A 13,525-nucleotide genomic window follows, 5' to 3' on the forward strand; every position below is an offset into this window, starting at 1 on the left:
TCTCCCGCTCGGCATCAGACAGCACAACAGGCGGGATCTTCGGTCCAGGACGACTCACACCAGACCAACGACGAATCTTCGACTCAGGACACTAGGGCCTGTTGCGAAAGTTGATCAAGGTCGTGGATGATCAAGCGCCGTGGGGCGCGGAGATCTGACGAATGGCCAGTGGGCTCGGTTGGAGCCGTTGCTGCCGCTGGGCAAGAAGCCGGGGCGGCCGCCGACGTGGACGCGTCGGCAGTTGATCGACGGCATACGCTGGCGGACCAGGACCGGTGCGCCGTGGCGGGACGTTCCGGAACGGTATGGGCCGTGGGACCGGGCCTACGACCTGTTCCGCCGCTGGCAGCGCAACGGCACCTGGAAGCGGATCTTCGAGCAGCTCCAGGCCGAAGCCGATGCGAAGGGCCTCATCACATGGGACGTCAGCGTGGACTCCACCATCGCCCGGGCGCACCAGCACGCCGCCGGGGCGCGTAAAAAGGGGCAGAGCAAAAGGAGTCTCCCGGCGGCGTCGACACCGAGCCCGACGACCACGGCCTCGGGCGTTCACGCGGCGGGCTGACCACCAAGTTGCACCTGGCGGTAGAGCAGGGTCAGAAGCCGCTCTCGCTCATCGTCACCGCCGGGCACCGGCATGACAGCCCGCAGTTCCAGCCGGTGCTGGAGGCCATCCGGGTGCCTCGGATGGGTCTGGGCCGGCCGCGCACCCGGCCGGACAAGGTGCGGGCCGATAAGGCTTATGGCTCTCGAGCGAACCGCGCTTACCTGCGCAGACGTGGCATCGGCTGCACGATCCCGGAGAAAGCCGACCAGGTCCGCAACCGCAAGAAGCTCGGCTCCCGTGGCGGCCGACCGCCAAAGTTCGACAAGGTCGACTATCGCGAGCGACACGCGGTGGAGTGCGGGATCAATCGGCTGAAGAGGCACCGTGCGGTGGCGACGAGATACGACAAGCTGGCCGTCCGCTACGAAGCGACCGCACTGGTCGCTGCCATCAACGAGTGGCTGTGACTAGCGGAGCGGGGGGCGGAAAGTCCCGGGAAAAACCTTTCGAGGACACCACCACTGACCTGCCACCCTGGTGAGATGCTGCTCAAACTGACCGGCTCCAGCTGTTCGGGCAAGACCACGCTCGCTTACTCCATGGGCGAGCGGCTGGGGCGGCTCGCCGTGCACGACTTCGACGAGCTCGGCGTACCGGAAGGAGCCGATCGCTGGTGGCGTAACCGCATGACCGAGATGTGGGTGCGTCGTGCGCTGGAGTACCAGGACCGTGGAGTCGACCTCCTACTGACCGGGCAGTCCCCGCTGGGAGAGGTCCTGGCCAGCCCCTCCGCCCCGTTGCTGGACGGAATCGCGGTGTGTCTGGTCGACGTGTCCGACGAACTCCGGCGCGACAGGCTCACCATGCGCGACTCGGGCCGATGGGACGCTCCGGCGGTTGACGCCTTCCTCGGCTGGGCCGCCTGGCACCGCAAGCACGCCCAGGATCCCCGATACCGGCCCGACGTCATCATCGACAACAGCTGGCCCGAGATGGCTTGGCACCGCTGGACCGGGTGGACTGCCGAGGACCGGCGATGGTCCACCCACCTGCTCAACACCACGGACCGACCCGTCGCGGAATCCGTAGATCAGGTTGAGCAATGGGTGACCGAACAGCGCGACGCGCTCCGATCCGGCCGCCTCACCCTGTCGCGCGGCTGGTCAGACCAGACGGCCGCCCGAGCAGACCACGACTCCTGATCCACTTTCGCAACAGACCCTAGTCCGGTGTCTGCCGCTCCCCGGAGGTGAGATGGAACAGGCCCCCCTCGGGGTCCCTCACCGTCGCGGTCCTGCCGAGCGGTGTGTCCTCGGGCGCGGAGACCACCGTGCCGCCCTCGGCGCCCGCCCGCTCGGCCGCGGCGTCGACATCGGAACGGCAGAAGTACACATGCCACTGCGGACGGACCACCGGATCCTGCGCCTGTGTCGCACCGCTGCCGTAGATCCCGGCCACGGTCTGGCCGTCAGCGCGCAGCATCACCCGGTCGTGTTCGTACCGCACATCGATGCGGTCCGGCGCCCATGAGTCCCATTCGAACACCTCGCCGTAGAACAGGGCGGCAGCGAACGGGTCCCTGGTACGCAGCTCCAGCCACGCCACGGCGTTCATCCGGCGCCCGGCGTGCCAACCCGAGTCGACATGCCCCTCCCACACGCAGAACAGTGCGTCGCCGGGATCCGCCGCCCAGACACTGCGCCCCCTGCCGAACGCGATCGGCCCCACCGCCACCGTGCCGCCCCGCTCCCTGATCCTCGCGGCCACGGCATCCGCACTGTCAGCGGCGAAGTGAGCGGTCCAGACCGCGGGCAGCTTCACGCCCATGGTCCGCGTCGACTCCACCAGTCCGGCCACCGGCAGGCCGTTCGCCAGCGCGACGACGTACACCCCCTGCCCCTCCACACCGGGCGTGAACTCCCAGCCGAACACAGATCCGTAGAACGCCTGTGCGGCGCTGATGTCCTGGGTCCGCAGGCTCACCCAGCAGGGCGTGCCCTGAAGCCCACGCGGTGTGGTCGCCAAGGCCGCTCACCTCAAATCCGGGCACCCCCGCGCAGGTATCCACTCCTTCACACCTTTCAACACAATCAGCGCCCTCGCCACCGCAGCCGCCCGCCGCTCCTCGGCGGACGTCCGGGATCCGCTGCCGGGCACCGGTGCCGGGACTTCGGCGTTGCCGTTTCCCCGAATTCTGCTGTGGGCTTCCCTCCCACGGTGGTTCGGATTCTGCGACCTGCGCAGATACGTCAGTAAAGTGTTCGAGGGCAGGTGCGGCGAAACCGGGTGGGAACCGGGCCGTGATCCTGCTGAGGTGACGTTGGCACAGGGGGGAGGCATCGAGCGGTGCCCCGTACGTCGAGGCCGGATGTGGAAGCAGCGGTGCGGGCCGGGCCTGAGGCGTGCAACGCCATGGTGGCGCAGTTCGTCGGCCGACTGGCGAAGGCGAGGGGCCTGACCCTGCGTCGGCTCGCCAGCGAGATAGGCATCGCGCCGAACTCGCTCCGGTACTGGTTGCGGCACGCGTACCGGCTTCCGGAGGCGCAGGCCGAGCGGCTCGCCGACGCGCTGGAGATGGGCGCCGATGACCGCCGTTCCCTCGCCCTCCTGACGGGCAACGGCGGCCGGACCGCGCCGCTCCCCGGGCAAGAAGCCCCGGCGGCCGGGGAGCCGCCCGGGCAGAACGCTCTCATCGTCGCGCTGCTGAGGCGGCTGCTCAAGGCCGAGGGAATCACCTGGAAGGAACTGGCGGACAGGCTGGGCATCTCCGCGAAGTCGCTGCGGAACTGGATGGCCCGTGCCTACCGGCTGGAGACGCACGAGGTGGAGCGTCTCGTCGAGGCACTGCACCTGAGCGGGGAGAACCGCAACGACCTGTATGTGCTGACGGGGAAGGTCCCGCCCCCACCGCCGGCGAGCGAGCTTCGCCGCAGGCCGGACATGGCGCTCTACCAGGAGCTGATCGACGGCATCGAACACCTGTCGATGGCCCACACGGAGTGCGTCGACGTCGTGATCTACAACCGGACCTACCGGGACATCTTCGGGCCGGTACGGCCGCACGTCAGCGCCCACCCGTTCCGTAACGCGATGCGCTACACCCTGTTCCACCCTGATTCCTACCTGATCCTCGGCGCCGGCGACCGGGACGCCTGGTTCGAGGACTGGCTCATGCCGACGCTCGCCTACTTCGCCGCGGTCCTCCAGCAACTGCCCGACAACCCGCGGTTGAGGCAACTGGAGCAGGACATCCTGGAGCGCCCGGATCTGCGCCGGGCTTATCGCCAGGCGCCCGCGTGGATCGCGGACCACGGCGACATCGCGTTCAACCAGTCAGCGCGCCGGTTCTGGGATCCCCGCGTGGGCAAGGTGATGGACGCGTATGTGATCACGGAGGCGCATCAGGGCTACGGTCTCACCCTCCAGCGGGCGACCTTCGTCCTGCGCGACCGGGACGGATGAGTAGGCCCGCGAAATGCGCTGGTGCCGGGTGAGGCGGCGGGCTATGGTTCCAGCTGTCCGGAGCGCGGCATCGCGCCGCCGCTGTTCGGACAGGTCGGTTCGTTGAGGAATCAGGAGGTGAGGACAGTGATGACTGTCACGCTGACGGGCGCTGCCCGCACACAGGAGTTCATCATCGTTTCCGCCCCTGTGGCCTCCGGCTGACACAGACGCACCTCAGCGCGCCGAGCGCGCAACTCGCCGGGGCCACCCTTCGAAGGGTTTCCCCTTGTTCCACGCTTCGTTCGACTCGTTCGACGACACCATCACTTCTGAGGCCGCGCACGCCCTCGCTCCCTACGGTTGGGATGCGGCCTGGGCCGCGGAGTTCGGTCCCCACCTCGCACAGGGCCTGGTGCCCGGCCGGGTCGTACGTGTCGACCGCGGGCAGTGCGATGTCATCACCCCGCACGGAGTCGTCCGGGCCGACACCGCCTTCGTGACCCCGCACGACCCGCTACGGGTGATCTGCACGGGCGACTGGGCCGTGCTGGACGCGGACGGTACGCCGCGCTACGTACGCGCGTATCTGCCACGGCGCACAGCACTCGTGCGCTCCACGTCCTCCGGGCGCTCCGAGGGCCAGATCCTCGCCGCCAACATCGACCACGCGATCATCGCCGTATCGCTCGCCGTCGAGCTCGATCTCGGGCGGATCGAGCGATTTCTCTCCCTGGTCTGGGAGAGCGGCGCCGAGCCGGTCGTCGTACTGACCAAGGCGGACCTGGTCCCGGACGAGACCACCCGTTCGTATCTGGTGGCCGATGTCGAGAGCACCGCTCCGGGCGTGACCGTGCTGTCCGCCAGCGCGCTGACCGGCGAGGGGGTGGATGTGCTCTCGGCTGTCGTTGCCAGCGGTACGAGCGTGCTGCTCGGTGTCTCGGGCGCCGGCAAGTCCACTCTGGCGAACGTACTCACCGGCGAGGACGTCATGGCGGTACAGGCGGCCCGTGACGTGGACGGCAAAGGCCGCCACACCACGACCACCCGCAACCTCCTCGCACTGCCCGGCGGGGGTGTACTCATCGACACGCCGGGGCTGCGGGGCGTCGGGCTCTGGGACACCGGTACGGGCATCGGGCAGACCTTCTCCGAGATCGAGGACCTGGCCGAAGGGTGCCGCTTCCACGACTGCGCCCACGAAGTGGAGCCGGGGTGCGCCGTACTGGTCGCGATCGAGGACGGGCGGCTGCCGCAGCGCCGCTTGGAGAGTTACCGCAAGCTCCTGCGGGAGAACCAGCGCATCGTCGCCAAGACCGATGCGCGGCTGCGGGCGGAGCTCCGCCGCGACTGGAAGATGAAGGGTGCGGAGGGCCGCGCGAACATGCAGGCCAAGCGGGGCTACGTGCGCTGAGTCGGTAGGGGCGGGGTCGCGAGACCTCTGCCGCGGCCCTGCCCCTACCGTGGTCCGGTGACCGGCCGGCCAACCGCCCCGGCCTCAGGGCCGGTCTCGTTCCACGCGCCGCTGCGGAGTCCGGCTGGTTTCCGGCGCTGCGTCATGGCCTCGGCCCGACGGGTTCAGCTCGCGACCACCACGCACACCCAGGCGGCGACGATCAGCAGACACCCGAGCAACTCCACGAGCACACTCGTCCCCGCCGCGCGCATCACCGTGCGCGTCGAGGTCATCGCCTCGCCGTGCCCGCCGAGTCGCAGCCGCTCGGAGCCGTAGACCCCGCCGACAAAGCCCGCCACCGCGCCCACGACCGGGACCACCACGAAACCGACCAGCGCTCCTGCGCCCGCGAACACCGCCATCCGGGGGGTGATGCCCACGCCCCGCATCCTGCGTGGGCCCAGCTGCCAGACCACCATCTGGGTGACCAGCAGGAGCGCCGTGGACCCGACCAGCAGCCACCAGGCCGACGCCGACCGCTCCTGCGCCGACCACCAGAGCACCCCGGACCAGACGAGCCAGCTGCCCGGAACCCCCGGCACCAGCACCCCGAACAGGCCTAGCAGCATCACCATGCCGACCAGGACGAGCTGCCATGCCACCATCAGCCAAGGGTGCCGGATCGGCGCCGCCGCCGCAGGTCGTGGGGGCGCGGCGTCAGCCTGTCCGCGGCGCCGATCCCGAGTCCGACGCCCAGCCCGGTCCCGGTGCCGGTGCTGGTTCCGCGTTCGGTTCGCGTGCGACCCAGCCCTTCTCGTACGCGTGCCACCCCAGTTGCAGACGGGTCGTCACCCCCGCCAGCTCCATCAGCCCGCTCACCCGCCGCTGCACCGTACGCAGCCCCAGATCCAGCTGCTTCGCCACGCTCGCGTCCGTCATCCCCGCCAGCAGCAGCGAGAGTATCCCCAGGTCCAGGGCGTCAGGTCCCGGTGACTGGCCCTCCGTCACCTGGGCGTGGACACCGAGCCGCAAGGGCATGGCCTCCCGCCACACCGTCTCGAACAAGCCCAGCAGCGACTCCAGCAGCCCGCTCGTATGCACCACGAGCGCCGCGGTCTCAGCTCCTCGTTCCGCGAGCGGCACCATGGCCAGTGCTCGGTCCGCGATCACCAGTTTGGTCGGAACCCGGTCCGCGACGCGCACTTGCTCCGCGCGGCCCAGCGCGGCGGTCAGCTCGGTCAGCCTGGCGGGCCGGGCAAGCACATCACGCTCGATCACCACCCGGTACGCGACGCCGCGCCGCGCGGCGCGTACCTCCGCTTCCTCGTTGTCCGTTCCTGTCACCGCGACCGGCTGGCCGGTGACCAGCGCGCACACCTCGGTGGCGGCCCCCGACTGGAGCTGGCGGAAACGATGCGCCACCGCGCTCGCCCCCGTCACCACCTCGATCAGATCGTGTACGGCCGGCTCCGCGGCCTCTGTGCGGTACGCCTTGGCGAGCAGCGTCGCAGCGAGTTCCGCCTGTTCGAGCTCCTGCCGCTGCCGGGTGAGCAGCGCCCCCAGGGCCGCCGCGGGCGGCGCCGCCACCCAGCGGCCCGCACCGGCCGACGACTGCGCGGCGAGACCCTGCCGTTCCAATCGGCGCAGAGTGCTCTCGGTGTCCCCTTCGGGCAGCGCCAGCCGGTGTGCCAGATCGGTGACTTCGGCCGCGCCGAGCGCCACCAGCGCGCGATACGCGGACTCCTGCCTCGCGTCGATTCCTATCGCTCCCAGCACCCAGACCCCTCCCCGGACCTGTCCATTCCCCTTGTCCCCTCGCCCTTTGACGCGTACATCATCCCCGGCATCGCCGACCCGGCTTGAAGCTCACGGGGCCTCCGCTCTCCATCGACACGCCGACACGCCGACGGGCCCTGCGCCGCTTCAGGGAGGAAGTCACGCCGGCGCTTCCATGACGGGTTGCCAGGTACGCCTATTCGCACACCCGTTCCTTCACTTATTCTGACAAATTCTCCCGTTGGCCCACCCGCGCCCCGCCCTCGCGGGGACAATAAGGCCATGAATGAGCAGGGGGAGAGCCCCGCCTTCGCTGACGACTGGTGGCATCGGTTGTACGACGCGTCCGCTCCGGACACCGGCCCCGGACCCTCGGCGGGGGACACGGTTGACGACCGGTACGCGTCCGCGGTGGACACGGTCGGTCCCGAACCCGGCTCCACGGCGCCCTTGGGCCTCGGCCGGACGCCAGTGCGCCCGGCATCCGGAACGGCACCGGCCCCCGAACCATCGTCGTTACCCGTGCCCGATTCCACGCCTCCGACTTCGCCCCGTGCGGCGCGCCCCGGCGCCTGGTGGGACTCGCTGCTGCCCGGCGCCCGCGCTCCCTGGGAGTCCCCACCCGGCGAACCGTCCGGCACCCTCGAGCCACCGGAACGGCACCCCGTCGCCACAGGAGCCGAAGACGGGATCCCGACCGGCGGCATACCCGACCCCCGTGGCAACGCATCCCGCCCAACCCGCCGCCTCTCGGTCGGCCATGTGGGTGACGGCCCGCCCACCTACAACCCCGAGCCCACCGCCCTGCCACCCGCCGACCCCCACGAACTCGACGCCCTCGTGGCCGACACCGTGCTCGACGGCGCCTCCTACGGTACGTATACGCTGCGCGCCGCGTCCGTACGAGGCGACTCCGCGCGCTTCCGCGGCGAACCCCGGCGCGATGTCCTGCTGACCGCGCGCTTCGGCAGCGGCGAGGAAGCCCTGGTGCTGGTGGCTGTGGCCACCGGCACCCGGGCTGGTGAGCGGACGCATCTCGCCGCGGCGGACCTATCGCGCTGGATCGGGACGGCCGTCGGCCGCAGCCATGCCCGTCTGGCCGACGACATCCGCGCCGGCCGCCGGGGTGACCTCAAGTCAGGACTGCACCGGCTCACCGACCGCTCCCTCGGCAAGCTACGCGGCCGCGCCGGTGAACTCGGCGTGTCCCCGGAGGAGTACACCGCGGGTCTGCGCTGTCTGCTGCTGTCCGCTGACCCCGACTGCCGTACCCGGGTGTTCTTCGGAGTCGGCCGTGGCGGCCTCTTCCGGCTGCGGGACGGTGCCTGGCAGGACCTCGACCCACGTGCGCCCGAGGCCGCCGCCACGCCCGGGGAGCCCGTGGTCGGCTACGGCTCACCACCCTCGACACCGCCCCAACCGCCACCGCGGCCCGCAGCCTCCCCGACGTGCCCGCCATCGGAGACCCCCGAGGGCGACCGGCTCACCATGGACCTCGGCATCTCCACACCACCGGCACCGCATATCGACGCACCCGTGCCCCCGCCCGCCGAGCCCTTCCGATTCCGCGCCTCCGTGGCCCGCCCCGGCGACACCCTGCTGCTGTGCAGCGCCGGTCTCGCCGATCCGCTACGCGGGGAACCGGCGCTCGCCGACCGCCTCGCCCAGCGCTGGTCCGCGCCGGAGCCGCCCGGCCTCGCCGCCTACCTCGCGGACACCCAACTGAGAGTGAAGGGTTACGCCGACGACCGTACGGCCTGCGCGGTCTGGGAGGCGTGAGTGCGGAGGCCGTGGGATAGATGGACCCATGGCCAAGCAGAACGTCGCAGAACAGTTTGTCGACACGCTCGTCCGCGCCGGTGTGCGGCGGCTGTACGGAGTCGTCGGCGACAGCCTCAACCCTGTCGTCGACGCCATCCGGCGGACCCCCGGCATCGAGTGGATCCAGGTGCGCCACGAGGAGACAGCCGCCTTCGCCGCCGGAGCCGAGGCACAGATCACCGAACGGCTCGCCGCCTGCGCCGGCTCCTGCGGACCCGGGAACCTGCACCTCATCAACGGCCTCTACGACGCCCATCGGTCGAGCGCCCCCGTGCTGGCCCTCGCCTCTCACATCCCGTCATCCGAGATCGGCCTCGGCTACTTCCAGGAGACACATCCGGATCGGCTGTTCAGCGAGTGCAGCCACTACAGCGAGCTGATCTCCAGCCCCAAGCAGATGCCGCGCATCCTCCAGACGGCGATCCAGCACGCCATCGGGCTCAGCGGGGTGAGCGTCGTCGCGCTCCCCGGGGACATCGCGTCACAGCCGGCCCCGGAGCAGCCAGTCGCACAGGCCCTGGTCACCACGCGCCCGACGGTCCGCCCCGGTGACGCGGAGATCGACGCACTGGCCCGCATGATCGACGAGGCCGACCGCGTCACCCTCTTCTGCGGCAGGGGAACAGCCGGCGCCCACAACGAAGTCATGCAGTTCGCGGAGCGCATCAAGTCACCCGTCGGGCATGCGCTTCGCGGCAAGGAGTGGATTCAGTACGACAATCCCTACGACGTTGGTATGAGTGGGCTGCTCGGCTACGGTGCCGCGTACGAGGCCACCCATGAGTGCGATCTGCTGATCCTGCTGGGTACGGACTTTCCGTACAACGCCTTCCTCCCCGACGACGTCCGGATCGCCCAGGTCGACGTGCGGCCCGAGCACCTCGGCCGCCGCTCCAGGCTCGACCTCGCCGTGTGGGGCGATGTACGCGAGACGCTCCGCTGCCTGACCCCGCGGGTGCGCGCCAAGACGGACCGGCGCTTTCTCGACAAGATGCTGAAGAAGCACGCCGACGCACTCGAGGGCGTCGTCAGGGCGTACACCCGCAAGGTGGAGAAGCACACGCCGATCCACCCCGAGTACGTCGCCTCGGTGCTCGATGAAATCGCCGCTGAGGATGCGGTGTTCACGGTGGACACCGGGATGTGCAATGTGTGGGCTGCTCGCTACCTCACGCCCAACGGGCGCCGCCGCATCATCGGCTCGTTCAGCCACGGCTCAATGGCCAACGCACTGCCCCAGGCTATCGGCGCGCAGTTCGTCGACCGCGACCGGCAGGTCGTGTCGTTGTCCGGCGACGGCGGGTTCAGCATGCTGATGGGCGACTTCCTCACCCTCGTCCAGTACGACCTGCCGGTGAAGGTCGTGGTCTTCGACAACTCCTCGCTGAGCATGGTCGAGTTGGAGATGCTGGTGGCCGGGTTGCCTTCGTACGGGACGGCCTACCGCAATCCCGACTTCGCGGCGATCGCCCGTGCGGCGGGCGTCCACGGTGTGCGGGTGGAGAAGCCGAAGCAGCTCGCCGGTGCGCTGAGGGAGGCCTTCGCGCACAAGGGGCCCGCTCTCGTGGACATCGTCACCGACCCCAACGCGCTGTCCATTCCGCCGAAGATCCGTGCCGAGATGGTCACCGGCTTCGCGCTCTCCGCCAGCAAGATCGTGCTGGACGGTGGTGTCGGCCGGATGCTCCAGATGGCCCGTTCCAATCTGCGGAACGTACCGCGCCCTTGACGAGCGGAGGGTGCATCTTTCATCACGCCGCGTGAAATCCGCATGCGTCGGCGGCTCAGGGGCGGGGCATGCATTCCAGGGTGCCTGCTCGGGCTGCGAGCAGGGCGAGACGAAGGGACCGTTCCGACGTGCTGTGGGGGATGATGACGAGACGTCAGGGAAGGTCCGAGCCCGCCCAGTTGCACCGCCGAGTGGGAAGGTCGGACTTGCGTGCGGTGCCCGAAGTGCGGCGCGCGCTGCGCGACTTGTTGGGGCACGGCGACTGGGGTGAATCGGGGTCGGCCGAGGTGGCGGAGCTGCTGGTCAGCGAACTGGTGACCAACGCGCTGGTGCACACCGACGACGGGGCGGTGGTGACAGCGACCGTGGCGCCCGCCCGGCTGCGGGTCGAGGTGCGGGACTTCACCACGGGGGTGGGAGATCCGCATCTGCCGGTGCCTGCCGTGGGTGACGACAGTACGCACGGCAGGGGGCTGTTACTGGTGCAGAACCTCGCGGACGCCTGGGGGGTGCGCGCGCACGCTCTGGGCAAGGTGGTGTGGTTCGAGCTGGACGGCGCCAGGAAGTGACCTACGCGCCGCGGCCCGGCCAAGGGATCCCTCTCCCTTGACCGGGCCGCGGCGACGCGTAAGGCTCAGCCGAACTGCCGCTCAAGGTCCTGGAGTTTGCGCTCCAGCGAGTCCAGTCGCGGCAGCGCCTGGGTGTCGTCCTCGGCGGTCAGATCGACCGTGACGGGGGTGCGGGCCTCAGTGGTCCGCACGGCCTGAAGGGAGGGCCGGGAGCGAGCGGGCAGTTGTCCTGTCTCGGATAGGGCAGGCTCCGCTGACGGCCCCACGGCCGCCGGTGGGGAGCTCGCCGAGCCGCCCATCGCGGTGACATCCACCTGCCGCCCGCCACGGGCCCGGTTCCATGCGCGATGCTGCCGGTTGAGCGCCCGGAGCCTGGCGCGTTCCAGCTTTTCCTGCTCGCGTCGGCGCAGCCGGTTCTGCTCCTTCTCGCGGCGGTCCTCACGCACCTCGTCAACGGCCTCGTCCAGTGTGCGTACGCCTTCGAGGAGCATCAGCGACCAGGCGCCGAAGGTTTCGCGGGGTGCCCGCAGCCAGCGCACGACCCGGATCTGCGGCAGCGGGCGCGGCACCAGACCCTGTTCGCGCAGCGCCGCCCGGCGGGTCTGCTTGAGCGCCCGGTCGAAGAGCACCGCGGCCGACAGCGACATACCCGCGAAGAACTGGGGGGCACCCGCGTGGTCGAGTCCGCGCGGCGCGTGGACCCAGTTGAACCAGGCCGCGGCTCCGGCGAACATCCACACCAGCAGCCGTGAGCCGAGGGCGGCGTCACCGTGGCTGGCCTCGCGTACGGCGAGCACCGAGCAGAACATCGCGGCGCCGTCGAGGCCGAACGGCACCAGGTACTCCCAGCCGCCGTTGAGGTTCAGGTTCTGCCGGCCGAAGCCGACCAGTCCATGGAAGGACAGCAGCGCGGCCACCGCGGCACAGCAGAAGAGGAGTACGTAGGACGCGGTCCCGTAGATCGCTTCCTTGCGGCGCCTGCGCTCCTCGCTGCGCTCCCAGGAGTCCTCGGCCGCGGAGCCTCCGCCGGCACGCTTGGCGCGCGCGAGCACCGCCACCGCCGCGGCACCCGCGAGCAGCACACCACCCGGAAGCAGCCAGTTCAGCGCTATGTCGGTCAGTCTCATCGGGGTCCCTTGCATCCTTGCTACTGCACCGCGGTAGGGCCTTTCGGGCGTCATATTGGCCGAAGTCCCGTTACGGATAGGGGGTTTCGTGGCAAGAGAACGCCAACGAGGCGCAGGCACGGACGAATAGCCGACAAATGGGTGCGTACTTTTCGAACACTCCGCTGTCTTGGTGATCACCAGTTCGATGAGACCTGCCTGCCTCGACCTCGCTTCCTCACGCCTCGGACGCCCGAAGCGTGAGCGGTCCCGGGCCGCGCCACCCGGGGGTGTGACCCTGGGTGAGAGCTCCCGATACGGTGGCCAGGACGTCGCGAAACGATTCTGCCGTGGTCGGCGGACCGGCTACCGGCAAGGGCGTCGTCCAGGACACCAACGGTGCGGACCCGGGCGGCGACGCGGTCCAGGAAAGCGTACCGACGTGACCGCCTCGTGTGCGGCAAGAACAGTGAGGGACGATTTCGGGTGAGCAGGACGAAACGCGGCTCGGAGATCCGCGAGCGGGCGCTGGCGCTGGTGCCGGTGGGTGAGGTGCTGCGTGCGGATCATGCGGTCGGCCTGGCCGGACGAGCGCCGAAGCCGGGCTACTTCCGTCGCCCGCGTGCCCTGCGGTCTGAACGCCGCACGCTCAGAAGCTGGTTGTTCCTTCTCACACTCGGGGTCCTGCACCTTTTCACGATGACCTGGAACCCGATCGAGGCGCTCGTCGAGGCGTTCACGGAGCGTGAGTCGAAGAAGCCGGGCAAGCCGTTCCACGGCGGTTGGAACAGCATGGCCGGCAGCATGGCCATCGCCGTGATACCTCGGACCAAGAACATGGGGTTCGTGATGTTGCAGGTCACCGACCGCCGACTCCAGTTGGCGTACGTCTCCGACGCGCGTTCCCTCTCGGGCAGGCCCGGTCCGGTCGAGGTGGGATGGGCCACGGACATCCGCAATGTCGCCTGGGTCAGGGTTCGAAGCGATGTGGCGGCCGGGGATCACGAGATCGGTTTCGTCGACGGCTCGTGGTGCTCGGTCTCCTTCGCCGGTCAGGGCTGGAGCCGGATGTCGGATGCGTTCCCGCTCCGGCTGAGCCATCTCGACCCGATTCCGCAGATGAGGTGAGCGGCAGCCCGT

12 protein-coding genes are annotated in these 13,525 nt (G+C 69.8%); 8 read left to right on the forward strand and 4 right to left on the reverse strand.

Features of this window, described 5'->3' with window-relative positions; all coding sequences use genetic code 11:
• The first annotated feature begins 139 nt into the window (after positions 1–139).
• Together ACFWI9_RS14390 and ACFWI9_RS14395 are read left to right on the forward strand one after the other, a co-directional pair.
• A protein-coding gene (locus ACFWI9_RS14390; protein WP_387161842.1) for an IS5 family transposase occupies positions 140–1,014 on the forward strand; the annotation gives its coding sequence in 2 pieces (ribosomal slippage) (positions 140–484 and positions 487–1,014; 873 coding nt in all).
• A 75-nt stretch (positions 1,015–1,089) separates the two neighbouring features.
• Entirely contained in the window at positions 1,090–1,749 is a 660-nt protein-coding gene (locus tag ACFWI9_RS14395) for a hypothetical protein (RefSeq protein ID WP_387161844.1), read from the forward strand.
• Between the two features lie 19 nt (positions 1,750–1,768).
• Here the strand turns inward: ACFWI9_RS14395 and ACFWI9_RS14400 are convergent, their stop codons facing one another.
• Complete coding sequence (locus tag ACFWI9_RS14400) at positions 1,769–2,530, reverse strand: VOC family protein (RefSeq protein ID WP_387161845.1); 762 nt, start codon at positions 2,528–2,530, stop codon at positions 1,769–1,771.
• 363 nt (positions 2,531–2,893) lie between these two features.
• Between ACFWI9_RS14400 and ACFWI9_RS14405 the strand changes: the two genes are divergently transcribed.
• Positions 2,894–4,009: a helix-turn-helix domain-containing protein gene (locus ACFWI9_RS14405; protein ID WP_387161847.1), complete on the forward strand. Its 1,116-nt coding sequence runs from the start codon at positions 2,894–2,896 to the stop codon at positions 4,007–4,009.
• A 268-nt stretch (positions 4,010–4,277) separates the two neighbouring features.
• On the forward strand, positions 4,278–5,402 hold the full coding sequence (gene rsgA, locus ACFWI9_RS14410) for a ribosome small subunit-dependent GTPase A (protein ID WP_387161848.1): 1,125 nt from the start codon (positions 4,278–4,280) through the stop codon (positions 5,400–5,402).
• 164 nt (positions 5,403–5,566) lie between these two features.
• On the opposite strand, the gene ACFWI9_RS14415 is transcribed toward rsgA, so the two are convergent.
• A complete protein-coding gene (locus tag ACFWI9_RS14415; protein WP_387161850.1) occupies positions 5,567–6,049 on the reverse strand; it encodes a DUF456 domain-containing protein in 483 nt (160 codons plus the stop codon).
• 52 nt (positions 6,050–6,101) lie between these two features.
• The gene (locus tag ACFWI9_RS14420) at positions 6,102–7,160 is read right to left on the reverse strand and encodes a helix-turn-helix domain-containing protein (protein ID WP_387161851.1); all 1,059 of its coding nucleotides are present in this window, start codon (positions 7,158–7,160) and stop codon (positions 6,102–6,104) included.
• A 282-nt stretch (positions 7,161–7,442) separates the two neighbouring features.
• Here ACFWI9_RS14420 and ACFWI9_RS14425 point away from each other — a divergent pair, with 282 nt between their 5' ends.
• The 3 genes from ACFWI9_RS14425 to ACFWI9_RS14435 all read left to right on the forward strand — a co-directional run bounded on the left by ACFWI9_RS14425 (position 7,443) and on the right by ACFWI9_RS14435 (position 11,279).
• Complete coding sequence (locus tag ACFWI9_RS14425; RefSeq protein ID WP_387161853.1) at positions 7,443–8,939, forward strand: protein phosphatase 2C domain-containing protein; 1,497 nt, start codon at positions 7,443–7,445, stop codon at positions 8,937–8,939.
• Between the two features lie 28 nt (positions 8,940–8,967).
• Positions 8,968–10,710 (forward strand): pyruvate dehydrogenase, encoded by a 1,743-nt coding sequence (locus ACFWI9_RS14430; RefSeq protein WP_387161854.1) that lies wholly within the window; start codon positions 8,968–8,970, stop codon positions 10,708–10,710.
• A gap of 140 nt (positions 10,711–10,850) precedes the next feature.
• Entirely contained in the window at positions 10,851–11,279 is a 429-nt protein-coding gene (locus ACFWI9_RS14435) for an ATP-binding protein (protein WP_387161856.1), read from the forward strand.
• Between the two features lie 65 nt (positions 11,280–11,344).
• On the opposite strand, the gene ACFWI9_RS14440 is transcribed toward ACFWI9_RS14435, so the two are convergent.
• Positions 11,345–12,406 carry a DUF2637 domain-containing protein gene (locus tag ACFWI9_RS14440; protein WP_387161857.1) on the reverse strand — a complete coding sequence of 354 codons (1,062 nt, stop codon included), beginning with the start codon at positions 12,404–12,406 and terminating at the stop codon, positions 11,345–11,347.
• Positions 12,407–12,871: 465 nt separating this feature from the next.
• On the opposite strand from ACFWI9_RS14440, the gene ACFWI9_RS14445 reads away from it, so the two are divergent.
• Entirely contained in the window at positions 12,872–13,513 is a 642-nt protein-coding gene (locus ACFWI9_RS14445) for a hypothetical protein (protein ID WP_387161859.1), read from the forward strand.
• Positions 13,514–13,525: the final 12 nt, after the last annotated feature.

This window comes from Streptomyces sp. NPDC127084 (assembly GCF_042724175.1).
Lineage (GTDB): Bacteria > Actinomycetota > Actinomycetes > Streptomycetales > Streptomycetaceae > Streptomyces.